Source organism: Streptomyces sp. cmx-18-6, assembly GCF_046548915.1.
Lineage (GTDB): Bacteria > Actinomycetota > Actinomycetes > Streptomycetales > Streptomycetaceae > Streptomyces.
In genome coordinates, this window is sequence record NZ_JAEBEP010000013.1 from 1 (window position 1) to 19757 (window position 19757).

General features: G+C 72.3%; 17 protein-coding genes. 10 read left to right on the forward strand and 7 right to left on the reverse strand.

Going from position 1 to position 19757, the window contains the following annotated elements:
- Positions 1-380 precede the first annotated feature (380 nt).
- Both ACLJPL_RS26590 and ACLJPL_RS26595 read right to left on the reverse strand, forming a co-directional pair.
- Positions 381-917, reverse strand: a complete 537-nt coding sequence (locus ACLJPL_RS26590) for a hypothetical protein (protein ID WP_411083474.1) — start codon at positions 915-917, stop codon at positions 381-383.
- 185 nt (positions 918-1102) lie between these two features.
- A complete protein-coding gene (locus tag ACLJPL_RS26595; protein ID WP_411083475.1) occupies positions 1103-1396 on the reverse strand; it encodes a hypothetical protein in 294 nt (97 codons plus the stop codon).
- Positions 1397-1675: 279 nt separating this feature from the next.
- Between ACLJPL_RS26595 and argC the strand changes: the two genes are divergently transcribed.
- From argC to ACLJPL_RS26620, 5 genes are all read left to right on the forward strand, one after another.
- Complete coding sequence (gene argC, locus ACLJPL_RS26600; RefSeq protein ID WP_411083476.1) at positions 1676-2704, forward strand: N-acetyl-gamma-glutamyl-phosphate reductase; 1029 nt, start codon at positions 1676-1678, stop codon at positions 2702-2704.
- Between the two features lie 88 nt (positions 2705-2792).
- Entirely contained in the window at positions 2793-3947 is a 1155-nt protein-coding gene (gene argJ, locus ACLJPL_RS26605) for a bifunctional glutamate N-acetyltransferase/amino-acid acetyltransferase ArgJ (protein WP_411083477.1), read from the forward strand.
- Positions 3944-4873 carry an acetylglutamate kinase gene (argB, locus tag ACLJPL_RS26610; protein WP_411083478.1) on the forward strand — a complete coding sequence of 310 codons (930 nt, stop codon included), beginning with the start codon at positions 3944-3946 and terminating at the stop codon, positions 4871-4873. Before argJ ends, argB begins: the two co-directional genes overlap by 4 nt.
- Entirely contained in the window at positions 4870-6081 is a 1212-nt protein-coding gene (locus ACLJPL_RS26615) for an acetylornithine transaminase (protein ID WP_411083479.1), read from the forward strand. Before argB ends, ACLJPL_RS26615 begins: the two co-directional genes overlap by 4 nt.
- Before the next feature lie 25 nt (positions 6082-6106).
- Positions 6107-6643, forward strand: a complete 537-nt coding sequence (locus ACLJPL_RS26620; RefSeq protein WP_015607443.1) for an arginine repressor — start codon at positions 6107-6109, stop codon at positions 6641-6643.
- A gap of 10 nt (positions 6644-6653) precedes the next feature.
- On the opposite strand, the gene ACLJPL_RS26625 is transcribed toward ACLJPL_RS26620, so the two are convergent.
- Both ACLJPL_RS26625 and ACLJPL_RS26630 read right to left on the reverse strand, forming a co-directional pair.
- Entirely contained in the window at positions 6654-7361 is a 708-nt protein-coding gene (locus ACLJPL_RS26625) for a L,D-transpeptidase family protein (protein WP_411083480.1), read from the reverse strand.
- 112 nt (positions 7362-7473) lie between these two features.
- A complete protein-coding gene (locus ACLJPL_RS26630) occupies positions 7474-8754 on the reverse strand; it encodes a hypothetical protein (protein ID WP_411083481.1) in 1281 nt (426 codons plus the stop codon).
- Positions 8755-8925: 171 nt separating this feature from the next.
- Here ACLJPL_RS26630 and ACLJPL_RS26635 point away from each other — a divergent pair, with 171 nt between their 5' ends.
- From ACLJPL_RS26635 to ACLJPL_RS26645, 3 genes are all read left to right on the forward strand, one after another.
- Positions 8926-10119, forward strand: a complete 1194-nt coding sequence (locus ACLJPL_RS26635; RefSeq protein WP_201105399.1) for an argininosuccinate synthase — start codon at positions 8926-8928, stop codon at positions 10117-10119.
- 113 nt (positions 10120-10232) lie between these two features.
- Positions 10233-11660 carry an argininosuccinate lyase gene (gene argH, locus ACLJPL_RS26640; protein ID WP_411083482.1) on the forward strand — a complete coding sequence of 476 codons (1428 nt, stop codon included), beginning with the start codon at positions 10233-10235 and terminating at the stop codon, positions 11658-11660.
- Between the two features lie 161 nt (positions 11661-11821).
- Positions 11822-12793 (forward strand): aldo/keto reductase, encoded by a 972-nt coding sequence (locus ACLJPL_RS26645; RefSeq protein ID WP_411083483.1) that lies wholly within the window; start codon positions 11822-11824, stop codon positions 12791-12793.
- Positions 12794-12806: 13 nt separating this feature from the next.
- On the opposite strand, the gene helR is transcribed toward ACLJPL_RS26645, so the two are convergent.
- Positions 12807-15002: an RNA polymerase recycling motor ATPase HelR gene (helR, locus tag ACLJPL_RS26650; protein WP_411083484.1), complete on the reverse strand. Its 2196-nt coding sequence runs from the start codon at positions 15000-15002 to the stop codon at positions 12807-12809.
- A 55-nt stretch (positions 15003-15057) separates the two neighbouring features.
- A complete protein-coding gene (rox, locus tag ACLJPL_RS26655) occupies positions 15058-16503 on the reverse strand; it encodes a rifampin monooxygenase (RefSeq protein ID WP_411083485.1) in 1446 nt (481 codons plus the stop codon).
- A 276-nt stretch (positions 16504-16779) separates the two neighbouring features.
- Between rox and ACLJPL_RS26660 the strand changes: the two genes are divergently transcribed.
- Both ACLJPL_RS26660 and ACLJPL_RS26665 read left to right on the forward strand, forming a co-directional pair.
- A complete protein-coding gene (locus ACLJPL_RS26660; RefSeq protein WP_411083486.1) occupies positions 16780-17331 on the forward strand; it encodes a TetR/AcrR family transcriptional regulator in 552 nt (183 codons plus the stop codon).
- Positions 17328-18872: an MFS transporter gene (locus tag ACLJPL_RS26665; RefSeq protein WP_411083487.1), complete on the forward strand. Its 1545-nt coding sequence runs from the start codon at positions 17328-17330 to the stop codon at positions 18870-18872. Before ACLJPL_RS26660 ends, ACLJPL_RS26665 begins: the two co-directional genes overlap by 4 nt.
- Positions 18873-19026: 154 nt before the next feature.
- On the opposite strand, the gene ACLJPL_RS26670 is transcribed toward ACLJPL_RS26665, so the two are convergent.
- The gene (locus ACLJPL_RS26670) at positions 19027-19698 is read right to left on the reverse strand and encodes a lysophospholipid acyltransferase family protein (RefSeq protein WP_411083488.1); all 672 of its coding nucleotides are present in this window, start codon (positions 19696-19698) and stop codon (positions 19027-19029) included.
- Positions 19699-19757: the final 59 nt, after the last annotated feature.

The following is a 19757-nucleotide window of genomic DNA, read 5'->3' on the forward strand; positions in this document are numbered from 1 at the left end:
CTCAGGTTGTCATCGTGCCTTACGGCCGAATCACATGATCACGCGGACGTCGTCCAGCTGTCCTGCGAACACGAAAACCCGTGGTCAGCCAAGGGGCCAACCACAGGCAGAGGTTAAAGAACAAGCTAGGTCAACGCTCGTGATCAACACACCTGGCGGCCCACTGTGCTCCAGCCGGCGGGAGCAGGCGGACCACGACATCACCGCCGGTGGACCACGACATCACCGCCGACGGAGTCTGAATCACCGCCGGCGGAGCCTGAGCGGGCCCGTTGGACCACTCCGGCGGGGCCGAGGCTTCTTCGGAGAATCGTGTGGAGGGATCCGTGGCCGTCCGGAGGTCCGGAGGACGGGCGAGGAAGTTCGTTCACGTCGTGCGGTCAGGGGCCGCTGTTCCCCTCGAAGTCGCCCAGGTTGACGAAGCTCACCCGATCGTCCCAGGCGTCCCACGTCACATGCTTCCGGGCGCCCCAGTAGTAGGTTTCGTAGCTCATGAGGTCGCCGTACGCCTCGTTCTCGCGTATTCGATCGGGCCGGCCGAACGTGGTCAGGAACTCCTCGTACGAGGTCAGATGGGCGAAGTGCGAAAGGTGCACGCCGCTGATCGCGAAGCCGACCACTGCTCCGGCGCACACCTTGTAGTTGATCTTGTCGACGCCGTAGAGGAATCCGTCCGACCGGACGACGTCCTCGATGACCTCGTCCAGCGTCAGCCTCCGGCCGTCAGCGTCGTAGTACTCGCTTTCGATGTCGGTCCCCCCGCGATACCGGGCGACGATGGAGGACTGGCCGCCCACGATGCGCCGGCGTGGAACGGTGGCTGCCGGGTCCCCCAGGGATATGCCGTTCACCTCGACACCGGCGAGGTCGAGGTTCGGCCGGTACAGCAGGTCCAGGTTCTCGAGGATCTCGATCATCATCGGAGTCTAGGGGGACGGGCGGCCGGGCTCCGCGCCCCAACAGGAGCGTGACTGAGCGCCGTAGTTGGCCCCAAGGGACAACCACGGCGCTCAGTTGTCATGAGGAGGCGCCGCATCCGGGCTGTGCACGTGTCTGAAGGCGATATGCACTGACGGGCGGGCCGGCCGGGGGCGGCATGCGCTCACCTGCCGAAGCGGCTCTTCTTGGGGGGCTCGGCAGGGATCAGCTCCTGGAAATGGACGAGCTCGGCCGCCCGGACAGTCAAGTGCTCGACCACCGTCGCCGGCTCCTTGTCGCTCTTGGACCAAAGCGACTTGGTCAGCTCGACGAACCAGCTTGTCGGCGAAGTCTGGAACACCATTCGACCGATCGGGGTGCCGCTCAGATGCATGGCGGGGGTGCAGGAGCGGGCGACCTCCTCAGCGCGGGTAACGGCCGCTTCCCTTCCGCCTTCGACCGGAATCTTGCTCGACAACTCCGACTCCCCGTACCGGCTCCGTTCAACCAAGACGTACCAGCTCACAGTTCTGTCCCTCCCGCAGCGTGGCGACCCGCCGCCTCGTGCAGCAACCCGCCCTCGTGTCCATAATCCAGAAACTAACTCGCGGGCCACCTATCGCGCTCAGGGGCCGACTCGCGTACTCAAGGGCCACCTATCGCGCTCAGTCACAAGGAGCCCTCGCTGCGATCACTCCCACGATTGCATAAAAGTGCGGCTCTGCGTATAGTCATGCCATCAACGAGGAGGGCTCCGATGGTGGTCAGCGCAGCAGTGGCAGGGGCGAGCGGATACGCCGGCGGGGAGCTGCTCCGCCTTCTCCTGGCGCACCCCGAGGTCGAGATCGGCGCTCTCACCGGGCACTCCAACGCCGGGCAGGCGCTCGGCCCGCTCCAGCCGCATCTGCGGCCGCTGGCCCACCGGGTGCTGGCACCCACCACCGCCGACGTGCTCGCCGGGCACGACGTCGTCTTCCTGGCGTTGCCGCACGGGCAGTCCGCCGCCGTCGCCGAGCAGCTCGGGGACGACGTCCTGGTGGTCGACATGGGGGCCGACTTCCGGCTCGAGAGCGCCGCCGACTGGGAGAAGTTCTACGGGTCACCGCACGCCGGGACCTGGCCCTACGGGCTGCCCGAACTCCCGGGCGGGCGGGCCGCGCTCGCCGGGGCGCGGCGGATCGCGGTGCCCGGGTGCTACCCGACCGCCGTCTCCCTCGCGCTCTTCCCGGCGTACGAAGCGGGAATCGCCGAACCGGAGGCCGTGATCGTCGCCGCGTCCGGCACCTCCGGGGCGGGCAAGGCGGCCAAGCCGCATCTGCTCGGCTCCGAGGTGATGGGCAGCATGACCCCGTACGGCGTCGGCGGCGGGCACCGCCACACCCCCGAGATGATCCAGAACCTCAGCGCCGCCGCCGGCGAGCCGGTCACCGTCTCCTTCACGCCCACCCTCGCCCCCATGCCGCGCGGCATCCTCGCCACGTGCAGCGCGAGGGCGAGGCCGGGCGTGAGCGCGGAGGGCCTGCGGGCGGTGTACGAGAAGGCGTTCGCGGACGAGCCGTTCGTCGACCTCCTGCCCGAGGGGCAGTGGCCCGCCACCGCCTCGGTGTACGGCTCCAACGCCGTACAGATCCAGGTCGCCCACGACGCGGCGGCCGGGCGGATCATCGTCGTCAGCGCCATCGACAACCTCGCCAAGGGCACCGCGGGCGGCGCCCTCCAGAGCATGAACATCGCCCTCGGACTCCCCGAGGACACGGGTCTTTCGACGATCGGAGTCGCTCCGTGAGCGACGAACGCGCGGCCGCCGGGCCGCGGAAGGCCGCAAAAGCCGCGCCGCTGCGCCGCGCGGTCACAGAAGCGAACAAGGAGATGCAGTGAGCGTCACGGCAGCACAGGGATTCTCGGCGGCGGGCATCGCCGCGGGGATCAAGGACAGCGGTGGCCCGGACCTGGCCCTCGTGGTCAACCACGGGCCGCGCCGCGCCGCCGCGGGCGTCTTCACCTCCAACCGCGTCAAGGCCGCCCCGGTGCTCTGGTCGGAGCAGGTCCTCAAGGGCGGCGAGGTCACCGCCGTCGTCCTCAACTCCGGGGGAGCCAACGCCTGTACGGGCCCCAAGGGTTTCCAGGACACCCACGCCACCGCCGAGAAGGTCGCCGAGGTGCTGGACGGCCACAGTGCGGGCGAGGTCGCCGTCGCCTCCACCGGGCTCATCGGCATCCCGCTCCCCATGGACAAGCTGCTCCCCGGAATCGAGCAGGCGGCGGCCGCCCTCAGCGAGCACGGCGGGGAGAAGGCCGCCATCGCCATCAAGACCACCGACACCGTGCACAAGACGGCCGTCGCGGGCGGCGAGGGCTGGACGGTCGGCGGCATGGCCAAGGGCGCGGGCATGCTCGCCCCCGGCCTCGCCACCATGCTCGTCGTCCTCACCACCGACGCCGATGTCGAGAGCCCCGCGCTGGACGCCGCACTCCGCGACGCCACCCGGACCACCTTCGACCGGGTCGATTCGGACGGCTGCATGTCCACCAACGACACCGTGCTGCTGCTCGCCTCAGGGGCCAGTGGAATCACCCCGGAGCAGGGCGAGTTCGCCGAGGCCGTACGGGTCGTCTGCGACGACCTGGCCCGGCAGCTCATCGGGGACGCCGAGGGCGCGTCCAAGGACATCCGCATCGAGGTGATCAACGCGGCCACCGAGGACGACGCCGTCGAGGTCGGCCGGTCCATCGCCCGCAACAACCTCCTCAAGTGCGCCATCCACGGCGAGGACCCCAACTGGGGCCGTGTCCTGTCCGCCATCGGCACGACGAAGGCCGCCTTCGAGCCGGACCAGCTCAACGTCGCCATCAACGACGTCTGGGTCTGCAGAAACGGCGGTGTGGGGGAGGACCGCGACCTCGTCGACATGCGCTACCGGGAGGTCAAGGTCACCGCCGACCTCGCCGCGGGCGCCGAGTCCGCCGTCATCTGGGCCAACGACCTCACCGCGGACTACGTCCACGAGAACAGCGCGTACAGCTCATGAGCGCCGCACGGAAGCACACCGCACTCCCGAAGGCGCAGATCCTCATCGAGGCGCTGCCCTGGCTGACCCGCCACAACGGCAAGACCGTCGTCATCAAGTTCGGCGGCAACGCCATGATCGACGAGGAGCTGAAGGCCGCCTTCGCCCAGGACGTCGTCTTCCTGCGGCACGCCGGCCTCAAGCCCGTCGTCGTGCACGGCGGCGGCCCGCAGATCAACGCCCAGCTCGACAAGCAGGGCCTGGTCAGCGAGTTCAAGGCCGGGCTGCGGGTCACCACCCCCGAGGCGATGGACGTCGTACGGATGGTGCTCGCCGGACAGGTCCAGCGCGAACTGGTCGGCCTCCTCAACCAGCACGGCCCCCTCGCCGTGGGCATGACCGGCGAGGACGCCCACACCATCACCGCCACCCAGCACCGGCCCACCATCGACGGCGAGTCCGTCGACATCGGCCGGGTCGGCGAGATCACCGCCATCGACACCGGGGCCATCCAGGCGCTCCTGGACGACGGCCGCATCCCGGTCGTCTCCTCCATCGCCCGCTCCGCCGACGACCACCACGTCTACAACGTCAACGCCGACACCGCCGCCGCCGCGCTCGCCGCCGCCCTGAACGCCGAGACGCTGATGGTCCTCACGGACGTCGAGGGGCTGTACGAGGACTGGCCCCACAGCGACGACGTCATCAGCCGCCTCACCGCCACCCAGCTGGAGAAGCTGCTGCCCGAGCTGTCCAGCGGCATGGTCCCCAAGATGCAGGGCTGTCTGCACGCCGTGCGCAACGGTGTCGAGACCGCCCGAGTCATCGACGGCCGGGTCCAGCACTCGATCCTGCTGGAGATCTTCACCGACGAGGGCATCGGCACGATGGTCGTGCCGGACGCCCCCATCGACGTACACACAGGACCTGAACAGGGGGAGTCATGACCGGCACCGGAGGACTCGCGGGAGGACTCACCTCGCGCTGGCAGGACGCGCTGATGGACAACTACGGCACCCCCCGCCTGCCGCTCGTGCGCGGCGAGGGCGCGTACGTCTGGGACGAGGACGGCGCCCGCTACCTCGACTTCGTCGGCGGGATCGCGGTCAACGCCCTCGGCCACGCCCACCCGGCCGTCGTCGAGGCCGTCTCCACCCAGATCGCCTCCCTCGGCCACGTGTCGAACCTGTTCATCGCCCAGCCGCCGGTCGCGCTCGCCGAACGGCTGCTCGGCCTCTTCGGCCGCGCCGGACGGGTCTTCTTCGCCAACTCCGGCGCGGAGGCCAACGAAGCCGCCTTCAAGATCGGCCGGCTCACCGGGCGCACCCGCATGGTCGCCACCGACGGCGGCTTCCACGGCCGGACGATGGGCGCCCTCGCCCTCACCGGCCAGCCCGGGAAGCAGGAGCCGTTCCGCCCGCTGCCCGGCGACGTCACGCACGTGCCGTACGGAGACGCGGACGCGCTCCGGGCAGCGGTCACCACCGACACCGCGCTCGTCGTCGTCGAGCCGATCCAGGGCGAGAACGGCGTCGTCGTCCCGCCCAGGGGCTATCTGGAGGCCGCCCGGGAGATCACCCGCGCCACCGGCACGCTGCTGGTCCTCGACGAGGTCCAGACCGGGATCGGCCGCTGCGGCCAGTGGTTCGAGCACCAGGCCCACCAAGGCGTCGAGCCCGACATCGTCACCCTCGCCAAGGGCCTCGGCGGCGGCCTGCCGATCGGCGCGACCGTCGCGTTCGGCCCGGCGGCCGACCTGCTGAAGCCGGGTCAGCACGGCACGACGTTCGGCGGCAACCCGGTCGCCTGCGCCGCCGGACTCGCCGTCCTGGACACCCTCGCGGCGGACGGCGCGCTCGACGAGGTCAAGCGGCTCGGCGAGAGGATCCGCGACGGCGTGGAGGCGCTGGGACACCCGCTGGTCTCCCATGTCCGCGGCAGCGGCCTGCTGCTGGGTATCGTGCTCACCGGACCCCTCGCACCGAAGGTGCAGCAGGCGGCCCAGGGAGCCGGCCTCCTGGTGAACGCGCCCGCCCCCGATGTCGTACGGCTCATGCCGCCGCTGATCATCGGTGACGCGGAGGTGGACGCGTTCCTGGAGATCCTGCCGAGCGCTCTCGACGCGGCACACGGGGACGGACGATCCGGGGCATGACCCTGCGGAGAATGAGGCGACGACGATGACCGAGGCGCAGGAGACCGAGCACGGCGGACCGTCCGTGCCGCAGACCCGCACCGCCCGCCACCGCCGGATCGTGGACATCCTGAACCGGCAGCCGGTCCGCTCGCAGAGCCAGCTGGCCAAGCTCCTCGCCGACGACGGGCTGAGCGTCACTCAGGCGACGCTCTCCCGCGACCTCGACGAGCTGGGCGCGGTCAAGATCCGCAACACCGGCGGCGAGCTGATCTACGCGGTGCCCAGCGAGGGCGGCTTCCGCACCCCGCAGGCCCCGCTGGGCGGCTCGGCCAAGGAGGAGCGGATGCGCAGGCTCTCGGCCGAACTGCTCATCTCGGCGGAGGCGTCGGCCAATCTCGTGGTGCTGCGTACGCCGCCGGGCGCGGCCCAGTTCCTCGCCTCGGCCATCGACCAGGCCGAACTGCACGACATCCTCGGCACCATCGCGGGCGACGACACGCTGATGCTCATCAGCCGCGACGCGGGCGGCGGCCAGGCGCTCGCCGACCATCTGCTGAGGCTCGCTCAGAACGACCGGTGAGCCGCCCGGTTCAGTAGCGGGTGATCGCGGTCGGGCCCGAGGCGGTCCCGACCGCGATGTGCGGCCGGCGCGCCGGATTCGCCCAGGCCAGGATCTCGGCCATGGCGTCCGCCGGCACGGAGACGCACCCGGCCGTCGCCCCGCGCCCGTTCACATGCAGGAAGATCCCCGCGCCCCGGTTGCGTACCGGACGCTCGTAGTTGAAGCCGATGACCAGCGCGCGGGCGTACTGCGTGCCGTACGCGACCAGGTGCTCGGCCTCCTCCGCCCGGCAGTCGGCGGGTCGCGGCTCCACCCACCGGTTGTACGCGCGCGAGGCGTTGTCCTGGCACCACCAGGAGTCCTCGGTGACCTCGCGGTACGGATACCTCGTCCCGGCCGGGGCCTCCTCGATCCCGAAGGCGTACGGCAGGTCGTACAGGCCGGTCGGCGTGGTGCTGGTGCCCTGCTCCCGGGTCGCGCCATCGGCCAGGCCGTTCGCCCCGAACCGCGCGGGCGCGGACCCGGCCTCCACCCACCGGCCCCCGCGCCGCTCCCACCAGGTCACCGTCCCGGTCGTCGACGCGGTGTCGGGGGCCTCGGCGGTGATGAGCTGGGAGCCGCCGCCGGTGTCCGCCAGCCGGTACGGGAGGGGAGGCGGGTTGTCGGCGGGGGCGGCCCCGAGGGAGCCCAGGGCCAGGGTGAGGAGTACGGCGAAGGTCGGCAGAGGTCGGCGCATGCTCCGGACCGTACGGCCGCCGGGGGCGACGGCCCACCGGACCTGCTCCGTACGGCCCAGCGGCCCGCTCCGCCAAAGGCGCTACCCCGAGGACCTCCCCGCCGAAGGGGCGCTACCCCGAGGACCTCCCCGCCGCCCGCAGCAGCCGCTTTGCCGCCACCCGCACCGCGCGCGGCCGCTCCGGTGCGGTCCGCTCGCGCAGCAGGGCCTCCGGAATCCCGGCGGCCTCCGGCAGCAGGGCCCCGGTCGCCGCCCGCACCACAGCCGGGCTCGGGTCGTCCAACGAGGGCGTCAGCCGCTCCCGTACCACCTCGTCCAGAGCGCGCAGCCCGGTGATCGCGTGCAGGCGCACGGCGGGCACCGGGTGCTCCACCAGCGCCCACAGCCGGTCGGCGTCCGCGCCCCGCTCCCCGCACTCGCCCAGCCCCGCGGCGGCCCCCGGACGCGCGGCCGGTTCGGCGCACAGGGCCCGGCAGACGGGCAGCGGGTCGATGCCGCCCTGCCGCAGCACATAGCGGGCGCAGGCCCGTACGACGGCGGAGCGGTCGGCCAGGAACGGCCGCGCCTCACCGTGGCGACCGGTCCGCCGCAGCGCGGTCACCCCGGCCGCGCGCACCCGGGCGGCGCGGGCCGTCAGCAGCCGGCCGAGCACGGCGACGGCCTCGTCCCCCACGGCGTGCCCGTCCGGCTCCCGCTCCGGCAGGGCCGCGACGGCGGCCTCCGCGCAGAGGTCCTGGAGGGTGACGTCACCGGTGGTCGCGGCCGTCGTGGCCAGCTCCGCCGGGGTCAGCAGTCCGCGCTCCACCGCGATCCGGTACGCCAGCCGGTACGTGGCCCGGTCCCGGCGGGCCGTCAGCGCCACGACGTCCGCCGCCGGGCCCTCCCGCAGCGCGCGCTCCAGCAGGGACCGGGCGCCTTCGCCCCGGGAGCGGCGTGACAGCAGGAGGATCAGCTCGGCGAGGGGGAGCAGGGCGCTCCCGGGCAGCTCGGCGAGGAGCGCCCGGGCCCGCTCCCGTACCGGCAGCGCCCAGTCGGAGCACCGCACCACCAGCAGCGGGCGCAACTCCGGTGCGGTGCGGGCCTCCTCCAGCGCCGCCTCCCGGACCCGGCCGTCCGGGTGGCACAGGGCGATGGCCAGGGGCGGAGGAGACGGCGGCGGGGGAGCCGTGCGGGGAAGGGCCGTTCCGCGCAGCCGGTCCAGCAGCGTCCGGGCCGGCCGTGCCGGCTTCTCGGGCGGGCGGGGCGACAGCCACGGGCGGTCGTCGAGGTTCCGTACACCGGCGTCGAAGGCCACCCACGCCTCGGCCGACGTCACGTCCAGCACCTCGGCCGGCGAAGCGCCCCGGCACACCCGCACCACGGCCCTCAGGGTCTCCCCGTCGCTGCCCTCCACCGCGCACCCTCCCCGTCGTCAGGTGCCGATGTTAGGGGGCCTGCCGGTCGGACGGCGACGAGGTTTTCCGCCCACGAAGCCGCTTGCGCCGCCCTGACCTGCACTTTTGACAAAGCATACGGAGTACCGCATAGTTATACCCATCAGTGATTGCACCGTAAGGAGAAACCCGTGACCGAGCGCGTCGTACTCGCCTACTCGGGCGGCCTGGACACCTCCGTCGCCATCGGCTGGATCGCCGAGGAGACGGGCGCCGAGGTCATCGCCGTCGCCGTGGACGTCGGCCAGGGCGGCGAGGACCTGGACGTCATCCGCAAGCGCGCGCTCGCCTGCGGTGCCGTCGAAGCCGAGGTCGCGGACGCCAAGGACGAGTTCGCCGAGGAGTACTGCCTCCCCGCGATCAAGGCCAACGCCCTCTACATGGACCGCTATCCGCTGGTCTCGGCCCTCTCCCGGCCGACGATCGTCAAGCACCTCGTCGCCGCCGCCAAGAAGCACGACGCCGGGATCGTCGCCCACGGCTGCACCGGCAAGGGCAACGACCAGGTCCGCTTCGAGGCCGGCATCTCCGCGCTCGGCCCCGACCTGAAGTGCATCGCCCCCGTCCGCGACTACGCGATGACCCGGGACAAGGCGATCGCCTTCTGCGAGGAGAAGAACCTCCCGATCGCGACCACCAAGAAGTCCCCGTACTCCATCGACCAGAACGTCTTCGGGCGCGCCGTCGAGACGGGCTTCCTGGAGGACATCTGGAACGCGCCGATCGAGGACATCTACGAGTACACCTCCAACCCCGCGACCCCGCGCGAGGCCGACGAGGTCGTCATCTCCTTCAAGGAAGGCGTGCCGGTCGCCATCGACGGCCGCCCCGTCACCGTCCTCCAGGCGATCCAGCAGCTCAACGAGCGGGCCGGCGCGCAGGGCATCGGCCGGATCGACATGGTCGAGGACCGGCTCGTGGGCATCAAGTCCCGCGAGGTGTACGAGGCGCCCGGCGCGATCGCGCTGATCACCGCCCACCAGGAGCTGGAGAACGTCACCGTCGAGCGCGAGCTCGCCCGCTACAAGCGGCAGGTCGAGCAGCGCTGGGGCGAGATGGTCTACGACGGCCTGTGGTTCTCCCCGCTGAAGCGGGCCCTGGACGGCTTCATCAACGAGGCCAACCAGCACGTCACCGGCGACATCCGGATGACCCTGCACGCGGGCCGCGCGGTCGTCACCGGCCGGAAGTCCGACGAGTCGCTGTACGACTTCAACCTCGCCACCTACGACTCGGGCGACACCTTCGACCAGTCCAAGGCGCAGGGCTTCATCGAGCTCTTCGGCCTCTCGTCCAAGATCGCGGCCAAGCGCGACCTCGCCTGACCCCCTCTCGTTGTACAGCCGCCTCCCCGTCCGCACGCGGCAGGGAGGCGGCCGCATATCCGCACCCGGGCCCACGCCTTGGCCCATGCCTTCGCTTTCTTGAGGAGCACGCAGTGAGCAGCAACAACGGTGACGTCCGGCTCTGGGGCGCGCGTTTCGCCGATGGACCGGCCGAGGCGCTGGCCAAGCTGTCGGCCTCGGTCCACTTCGACTGGCGGCTCGCGCCGTACGACATCGCCGGCTCCCGCGCCCACGCCCGCGTCCTCAACAAGGCCGGTCTGCTCACCGAGGACGAGCTCTCCCGGATGCAGGGGGGCCTTGACCAGCTCGAAGCCGATGTCGCGGACGGATCCTTCACCGGCTCCATCGCGGACGAGGACGTCCACACCGCGCTGGAGCGCGGACTCCTCGAGCGCCTCGGCCCCGACCTCGGCGGCAAGCTGCGGGCCGGCCGGTCGCGCAACGACCAGATCGCCACGCTCTTCCGGATGTACCTGCGCGACCACGCCCGGATCGTCGGCGGCCTGATCGCGGACCTCCAGGGCGCGCTGGTCGGCCTCGCGGAGGCCCACCCGGACGTGGCGATGCCCGGCCGCACCCACCTCCAGCACGCGCAGCCGGTGCTCTTCGCCCACCATGTGCTCGCCCATGTGCAGTCCCTGTCCCGGGACGCCGAGCGGCTGCGCCAGTGGGACGAGCGCACGGCCGTCTCCCCGTACGGCTCCGGAGCGCTCGCCGGGTCCTCGCTCGGGCTCGACCCGGAGGCGGTCGCCGCCGACCTCGGTTTCGAGCACGGTTCGGTCGCCAACTCCATCGACGGCACCGCGTCCCGGGACTTCGTCGCGGAGTTCGCCTTCATCACCGCGATGATCGGCGTCAACCTCTCCCGGATCGCGGAGGAGGTCATCATCTGGAACACGAAGGAGTTCTCCTTCGTCACCCTCCACGACGCCTTCTCCACCGGCTCCTCGATCATGCCGCAGAAGAAGAACCCGGACATCGCGGAGCTGGCCCGGGGCAAGTCCGGCCGCCTCATCGGCAACCTGACCGGCCTGCTCGCCACGCTGAAGGCCCTCCCGCTCGCGTACAACCGCGACCTCCAGGAGGACAAGGAGCCCGTCTTCGACTCCTGCGACCAGCTCGAAGTCCTGCTCCCCGCCTTCACCGGCATGATGGCCACCCTCACCGTCAACCGCGAGCGCATGGAGGAGCTGGCCCCGGCCGGGTTCTCGCTCGCCACCGACATCGCGGAGTGGCTGGTGCGGCAGGGCGTGCCGTTCCGGGTCGCGCACGAGGTCGCGGGCGCGTGCGTCAAGGAGTGCGAGCAGCACGGCATCGAGCTCGACGAGCTCACCGACGAGCAGTTCGCGAAGATCTCCGAGCACCTCACCCCGGAGGTCCGCACGGTCCTCAACGTGCGCGGCGCCCTCGCCTCCCGCGACGGCCGGGGCGGAACGGCCCCCTCCGCCGTCGCCGTACAGCTGGCCGAGGTGAAGAAGGACCTGGAGGCCCAGAACGCCTGGGCGACCGCCCGCCGCTAGCCGTACGGCCTCGCGTACGAGCCGTACGAGCCGTACGACCTCGCGTGCGCACGGTCGCGCCCGGGCGGCGTACGCACGGCGTCGTCGCAGGTGTACGAAAGGTGTCGCGGGCTACGTTGACCGGGGTAGGAGTATCCGCAACCGACCCCGAGGAGCCCGCGATGCCCTTCACCGCCCTGGCCACCGCGACGACCCCGACCGCCCACATCGGACTGGGCCTCGCAGCCGTCGGGAGGCCCGGATACATCAACCTCCACCGCGACCGGGACTTCCCCGAGGGCCGGGAGGTCGAGGCCCTGCGCGCCCGCACCCACGAACTGCTGGACGCGGCGTACGCGCAGGGCGTCCGGTACGTCGACGCGGCCCGCTCCTACGGCCGCGCCGAGGAGTTCCTGGGCGAGTGGCTCGACGCCCGCCCCTCCTTCACCGACCTCGTCGTCGGCTCCAAGTGGGGGTACACCTACACCGCCGACTGGAGCACCGAGGCCGAGGCCCACGAGGTCAAGGACCACGGCCTCGCCACCTTCGAGCGCCAGCGCGCCGAGACCCGCGAACTCCTCGGAGACCGGCTCGACCTCTACCAGATCCACTCGCTCACCCCCGACAGCCCGGCCCTCGCCGACAAGGAACTCCACGAGCGCCTGGCCGCCCTCGCCGCGGACGGCGTCGCGGTCGGCTTCTCCACCAGCGGCCCCGCCCAGGCCGACGCCATCCGGGCCGCGCTCGCGCTCACGGTCGACGGCAACCCCCTCTTCCGTACGGTCCAGGCCACCTACAACGCCCTGGAGACCTCGGCCGCCCCCGCCCTGGCCGAGGCCCATGACGCCGGGCTCACCGTGATCGTCAAGGAGGGCGTGGCCAACGGCCGCCTGGCCGGGGACGAGGCGCCCGCCGTGTTCCGCGAGATCGCCGCCGACGCGGGGGTGGGCGGCGACGCGGTGGCCCTGGCGCTCGTCCTGCACCAGCCGTGGGCCGGGGTCGTCCTCTCCGGCGCGGCGACCGTCACCCAGCTCGCCGGCAACCTCCACGCCCCCGTCGTCGACCTCGACGAGGAGCAGCGGGCCCGGCTGGACGCGCTGGTGGAGGAGCCGGAGTCGTACTGGCGTCACCGCGCCGCCCTGCCCTGGCACTGACAGGCGCCGGGCGTCAGGAGCTCGTCAGGACGACGAGCTCCTGGGTCGCCCGCGTCATCGCCACATACCGGTCGACGGCTCCCTCGACACCCGCCCCGAACGCCTCCGGGTCCACCAGGACCACCAGGTCGAATTCGAGGCCCTTCGACAGCTCCGGGGTCAGCGACCGTACGCGGGACGTCCCCCGGAACGCCGGATCCCCGATGACACACGCCACCCCCTCCGCGTGCGCGCCGAGCCACGCGTCCAGGACCGCGTCCAGGTCCGCGACCGAACCGTGGACGACGGGCCGGCCGCCGGAGCGGACCGAGGCCGGCACGTTGGCGTCCGGCAGCACGGCCCGGATCACCGGCTCGGCCTCCGCCATGACCTCCTTCGGCGTCCGGTAGTTGACGCTCAGGGAGGCCGACGCGACCCGGTCGAGCCCGATCCGCTCCAGCCGCTCCCGCCACGACTCGGTGAACCCGTGCCGGGCCTGGGCGCGGTCCCCGACGACCGTGAAGCTCCGGGACGGGCAGCGCAGCAGCAGCATCTGCCACTCGGCGTCGGTCAGCTCCTGCGCCTCGTCCACGACGATGTGCGCGAACGGGCCCGCGAGCCGGTCCGGTTCGGGGCCGGACGACCCGTCCGGGTCGACCAGGGTGTCCTTCATGTCCTGGCCGTGCAGCATGACCAGCGCGCCTTCGCTGTCGACATCGGCGTCAACCAGGGTCTCGTCCGCCAGCAGCGCGTCGATGACCTGCGCCATGCCCGCGCGTTCGGCGGCCGCGGCCGCCTTCCGCCGACGCCTGCGCCGCGACGCCTCCGGATCCCCGACCCGCTGCCGCGCCGCGTCCAGGATCGGCAGATCGGACACGGTCCACGCCCGCGCCTCGGCACGCTGCAACAGCCGCACTTCGTCCCGGCCGAGCCAGGGCGCGCACCTGCGCAGATACGCGGGGACCGACCACAGGTCCCCGACGACCTCGGCCGCGTCCAGCAGCGGCCACGCCCGGTCGAAGGCGGCGGCCAGCTCCCGGTCCTGCCCCAGCGCCGTCCGGATCAGGTCGGGCGAGACCTCGCCACCGTCGCCGTCCTCCGCGCCGTCACCGCCGTCGTGCTTCTCCACCAGGAGCGTGAGCAGCTCCTCCCAGACCTGGTCGCGCGCCTCGTTGTGCACGGCCCCGGGGCCCGCCGCCTCGAACGCCAGGGCCCAGTCGGCGGCGCTCAGCCGGACGTCCGCCCAGGGGGTCGTGACGGTCATGGACCGGCCGGGCGGCTCCTCGTAGAACCGGACGGCCGCCTCGACCGCCCTCACCAGGCCGGCCGACGCCTTCAGGCGGGCCGCTTCCGGGTCGGTCTCGGCCGCCGCCGTGGCCCCTTCCTCCACCAGGTCCCGCAGGGTGCAGGTCTGCACGCCCTCCTCCCCGAGGCTCGGGAGCACATCGGCGACGTACCCGAGGTAGGGCCGGGACGGGCCGACGAACAGCACGCCGCCCCGCCGGTGCGCGAGGCGCGGGTCGGCGTACAGGAGGTACGCGGACCGGTGGAGGGCGACGACCGTCTTCCCCGTGCCCGGGCCGCCGTCCACCACGAGAGCGCCCCGCGAGCTCGCGCGGATGACGGCGTCCTGGTCGGCCTGGATGGTGCCGAGCACATCACGCATCCGCTCGGACCGGTGGGAGCCCAGACTCGCGATGAACGCGGACTGGTCGTCGAGCGCGGCATGCCCGGCGAAGGCGTCCGGGGAGAACACCTCGTCCCAGTAGTCGCTGATCCGGCCGCCGGTCCAGCGGTATCTGCGGCGGCTCGCCAGACCCATCGGGTTGGCGTGGGTGGCCCCGAAGAACGGCTCGGCGGCGGGGGAGCGCCAGTCGACCAGGAGCCGGCGGCCCTCGCTGTCGGTGAGGCCGAGCCGGCCGACGTACACCGGTTCGGAGCCGTCCTCGCCGACCATGCGCCCGAGGCACAGGTCGAGCCCGAAGCGGCGCAGGGTGCGCAGGCGGGCGGTGAGCCGGTGGATCTCCGCGTCGCGGTCCATCGCCTGCCGGCCCGTGCCGCCGGGCGCCCTGCGCTCGGCGTCGAGGCGGCCGGTCAGCTCGGCGATCGACTCCTCCAGGGTCCGCGCGATGGCCGCGAAGTGCTGCTCGTCGGCGGCGATCAGCGCCGGGCCGGCCTTGGGGGAGAGGTGGTCGGGGAGGTGGAAAGCGCTGGTGGAGAGGGGGTTCACGTGATCCGTTCCGTTCCGGGGTGTCCGTCGAGGGGGCGAGGCCGCTCCAGCGGGTTCAGGCCGCCGGCGCGGGCGCGCCGAACCACCGCCGCAACGCGCCGGCCAGCTCCTCCTGGTCCTCGCCGGCCCACACCACATGTCCGTCAGGGCGCACCAGGACGGCGGGCACGTCCAGTTCCTCCGCTTCCTCCGTTACGTCGACCACGTGGTCGACCCGGTCCCGCCTGCCCGCCACCGACAGCCGGCCGGTCCGGTCGAGCAACAGCCCACGGCCTTCGCGCATGAGCTCGTAGAGGCGGCCGCTCCGCTTCAGCCGCATATCCCGCAGCCGCCGGCCGACGAGGGCGTGGCCCTCCCCGAGGTCGTAGCGGACGTCGACGGCGGTGATCATCCCGGTGACGTACGCGTTCGCCTCCTCGAAGTCCAGCAGCCTCGCGAACAGCTCCCGCAGCGCGGTCGCCCCCGGACTGGTCCCCAGCAGCGTGATCTGCGCGCGGGTGTTGTCCAGCACGCGGGCGCCCACCGGGCGCCGTTCGGCGTGGTAGCTGTCCAACAGCCCTTCCGGGGCCCAGCCGTTGACCTCGGCGGCCAGTTTCCAGCCGAGGTTGAACGCGTCCTGCACCCCGAGGTTGAGCCCCTGTCCGCCGGTCGGCGGGTGGATGTGCGCCGCGTCGCCGGCCAGCAGCACCCGGCCCACCCGGTAGTGCTCGGCCTGCCGGGTGGCGTCCCCGAACCGGGAGAGCCACCGGGGCGCGTGGACGCCGAAGTCGGTGCCCGCGAGCGCCCGCAGCCGCTCCTTGAACTCCTCCAGGGTCGGCGCGGCCGCCCGCTCCCCGGACACGCCCGCGGCGGGCACGATGACGCGGTGCGTCCCGTCCCCGTTGGGGATGGTGCCGAACCGCAGATGTGTCTTGCGGACCTCCTCGACCACGGCGGCCACGACCGCCGGGTCCTCGGCCATCTCCATGTCGCCGAGCAGCGTCTCGACCGTGGCCGGCTCGCCGGGGAACGCGACGCCCAGCTCCCGGCGCACCGCACTGCGGCCGCCGTCGCATCCGACGAGATAGCGCGAGCGCAGCCGGGTCCCGTCCGCGAGCCCGACGTCCACCCCGTCCCCGTCCTGGCCCACCGCGACCACCTCGCGGCCGCGCCGGATCTCCGCGCCGAGCTCGACGGCCCGCTCGTGGAGCAGCCGCTCGGTGACCGGCTGGAGGGTGGAGAGGCCGTAGGGGTGCGCCGTGTCCAGCAGGTCGGGCCACGGCTTCTGGATGCCCCCGAAGAACCCGCCGACCCGGAACTTCTCGCTCACCGCGAGGAACCGCTCCAGCAGCCCGCGCTGGTCCATCACCTCGACGCTCCGCACATGCAGGCCGCGTCCCCGGGACTCCCGGGTCGGCTCGGCCAGCTTCTCCAGCACGACGGTCCGCACCCCGGCCAGCCGCAGTTCGCAGGCCAGCATCAGGCCGGTCGGTCCACCGCCGGCCACGATCACGTCGATCATCACAGTTCCGCCCTTGTCGACGTCGATTTCTCCATGGCCGGCCATCCTCGGCCCGGGCCACGGCCGTCGATTCTGCGGCATTTGGGGGGCCTTGCGGCAAGACCCCCCATGCGCTATATGTTGAGAGTGGCAAGGAGTGGGTTCACCTCCTGCCGCCCCATCGGTCTCGCCGCTCGAAGGCTTCCTCGCGGCCGACCACTCGGCACGGTTCACCGCCGGGGTCTCTCCGCGCCTACCAATGAGACGGAAGTGTCTCACCTGGGTTAGAGTCGTCTCATGACTCTCGACCGTGAGCAGGTGCTGCGCAGCGCCGCCGCCCTGCTGACCCACAAATCGACCGCCACCATGGACGAGGTCGCCAAAGCAGCCGGCATCGGCCGCGCCACCCTCCACCGCCACTTCGCCGGACGCGACGCGCTGGTGAAGGCGCTGGAGGACCTCGGCATCCAGGAGTTCGAAGCGGCCCTGGACGCCGCCCGGCTCGACGAAGGAACCTCTGAGGAGGGGCTGCGCCGCCTCATCGCGGCCGTCGAGCCCAGCGCCGGCCTGCTCTCCTTCCTGGTCACCGAGAACCAGCTCTTCGAGGGCGACCAGGTCAACGAGGGCTGGAACCGGGCCGACGCCCGGGTCTCCGCCTTCTTCCGCCACGGCCAGGAACGCGGCGAATTCCGTATCGACCTCACCCCCGCCTGGCTGACCGAGGCCCTCTACGGGCTCATCGGCACCGGGGCCTGGGCCGTCCAGGTGGGACGGGTCGCCGCACAGGACTTCCCGTACATGATCGTCGAGCTGCTGCTCGGCGGAGCCCGCCGGAGCGTGGAGCAGTGACCAGCATCGACCAGCACCCGAAGACCACGGACGACGTGCGCCGCCCCGGGCGGTGGATCGCGCTCGCCGTGCTCGTCCTCGCCGTGCTGCTGGTGGCCGTCGACGCCACCGTCCTCGGCCTCGCCACCCCGTTCCTCAGCGAGGACCTCGCCCCCACCGGCAACCAGCTGCTCTGGATCGGTGACGTCTACTCCTTCGTCATCGCCGGCCTGCTCGTCTCGATGGGCAGCCTCGGCGACCGTATCGGCCGCAAGAAGCTGCTGCTGGTCGGGGCCGTGGCCTTCGGCGCGGTCTCCGTGCTCAACGCGTACGCGACCACGCCCGAGATGATGATCGTGGCGCGGGCGCTGCTCGGTGTCGCGGGCGCCACCCTCATGCCGTCCACCCTCGCGCTGATCCGCAGCCTCTTCCACGACCCGCGCGAGCGCAGCCTCGCCATCGGCATCTGGGGCGCGATGGCCTCGGCGGGCGCGGCTGTCGGCCCGGTCGTCGGCGGGTTCCTCCTCGAACACTTCTGGTGGGGCTCGGTCTTCCTGATCAACCTGCCCGTGATGGCCGTGCTCGTCGTCGTCGGCGTCAAGCTGATCCCGGAGTCCAAGAACCCCGCTCCGGGCCCGTGGGACATGCTCAGCGTCGGGCTCTCCCTGGTCGGCATGATCGGCATCGTGTACGCCATCAAGGAGACGGCCTCGCACGGTCTCGGCTGGGGGCCGGGCGTGGCGGCCGTGCTCGGCGTCGGCGCGCTCACCTGGTTCGTCCGCAGGCAACTCCGCCTGCCCTCACCGCTGCTGGACATGCGGCTCTTCCACCACCGGGGCTTCTCCGGCGCGGTCCTCGCCGACCTGCTGACGATCCTCGGCCTGTCGGGCCTGGTCTTCTTCCTCTCCCAGTTCCTGCAACTGGTGCAGGGACGGGGCCCCTTGGAGGCGGGCCTGGCCGAACTCCCGGCCGCCATCGGCGCGGTGACCGCCGGTCTGCTGGCCGGATTCGCCGCCCGCCGGTTCTCGGTGCGCTCGGTCGTCGCGGGCGGCCTCGGCGCGGTCGGTCTCGCGCTGGGCACGGTGACCCTGCTCGACCAGCACACCGGCTACCCGCTGCTCGGCTCCATGCTGCTGGTCGTCGGCGTCGGCGCGGGGTTCTCCTTCACCGTCACCGCCGACGTCATCCTCTCCAGCGTCCCGCAGGAGCAGGCCGGCTCCGCGTCGGCCGTCTCGGAGACGGCGTACGAGCTCGGCGCGGCCCTCGGCATCGCCCTGCTCGGCTCCATCGTCACCGGCGTCTACCGGGGCTTCCCGACCCCGTCCGGCATCCCCGCCGACGTCGAGTCGGCGGCCCACGAGTCGCTCGGCGGAGCCGTCGAGGCGGCCACCGCGCTGCCCGCCGCCCAGGCCGGCCCGCTGGTCTCGGCGGCCCAGGAGGCGTTCGTCGACGGGATGCGGTCGGCCGCGGGCGTCGGATCGGCGGTGCTGCTGGCGGCGGCCGTCGCGGCCTGGTTCCTGCTGCGGGGCCAGAAGCTGGAGGACGGCATCGAGCACCCGTAGCCCCCTGTACGTGGAAGGGCCCGCACGGTCCCCGCGGGCGAAAGGGGCCCGCACGGTCCCAGCACGCGGAAGGGCCCGCACGGTCCCGCACGCGGCAGGGCCCGCACCCCCTCGCCGGGGTGCGGGCCCTGCCGCGTGATCAGGCTCTACGAGGTCAGGCGGCCTTGGCCTTCGTCGCGTACATGTCCACGTACTCCTGGCCGGAGAGCCGCATCACCTCGGACATCACCGAGTCGGTCACCGCCCGCAGCACATAGCGGTCGCGGTCCATGCCCTCGTAACGGGAGAACTCCATCGGCTCGCCGAAGCGGACCGTCACCTTGCCCGGCCGGGGCAGTCCCGCGCCGCCCGGCTGGAGCTTGTCGGTGCCGATCATCGCGAACGGGATCACCGGGGCGCCCGTCATCAGCGTCAGCCGCGCGATCCCCGTACGGCCCCGGTAGAGCCGGCCGTCGGGGGAGCGGGTGCCCTCCGGGTAGATCGCGAAGGCTTGGCCCTCCTCCAGCACCCGGCGTCCGGTCATCAGCGCCGCGACACCGCCCCGGCCGCCGTCCCGGTCCACCGGGATCATGCCGCAGCCGGTGAAGAACCAGGCCATCAGGCGGCCCTTGAGGCCCTTGCCCGTCACGTACTCGTCCTTGCCGATGTAGAACACCGGCCGGTCGCAGCAGATCGGCATGATCATCGAGTCGATGAAGGTGAGGTGGTTGCCCGCGAGGATCACCGGCCCGGTACCGGGAATGTTCTCCGCGCCCTCCACCTGTGGGCGGAACATCAGACGCAGGATCGGTCCGAGCACTGCCTTGATGACCGTGAGACGGGACAACGGTTCCTCCGGTGTCGTGGCCGGGCCGGCCGGGGTCGAGTGAGGTGCTGCGGGGTGGT

Bases quoted from the DNA above. Each gene is read 5' to 3' on its own strand.
- ACLJPL_RS26590 (WP_411083474.1), bottom strand. From the start codon at position 917: ATGATCGAGATCCTCGAGAACCTGGACCTGCTGTACCGGCCGAACCTC.
- argC (WP_411083476.1), top strand. From the start codon at position 1,676: ATGGTGGTCAGCGCAGCAGTGGCAGGGGCGAGCGGATACGCCGGCGGG.
- argB (WP_411083478.1), top strand. From the start codon at position 3,944: ATGAGCGCCGCACGGAAGCACACCGCACTCCCGAAGGCGCAGATCCTC.
- ACLJPL_RS26615 (WP_411083479.1), top strand. From the start codon at position 4,870: ATGACCGGCACCGGAGGACTCGCGGGAGGACTCACCTCGCGCTGGCAG.
- ACLJPL_RS26620 (WP_015607443.1), top strand. From the start codon at position 6,107: ATGACCGAGGCGCAGGAGACCGAGCACGGCGGACCGTCCGTGCCGCAG.
- ACLJPL_RS26625 (WP_411083480.1), bottom strand. From the start codon at position 7,361: ATGCGCCGACCTCTGCCGACCTTCGCCGTACTCCTCACCCTGGCCCTG.
- ACLJPL_RS26645 (WP_411083483.1), top strand. From the start codon at position 11,822: ATGCCCTTCACCGCCCTGGCCACCGCGACGACCCCGACCGCCCACATC.
- rox (WP_411083485.1), bottom strand. From the start codon at position 16,503: ATGATCGACGTGATCGTGGCCGGCGGTGGACCGACCGGCCTGATGCTG.
- ACLJPL_RS26660 (WP_411083486.1), top strand. From the start codon at position 16,780: ATGACTCTCGACCGTGAGCAGGTGCTGCGCAGCGCCGCCGCCCTGCTG.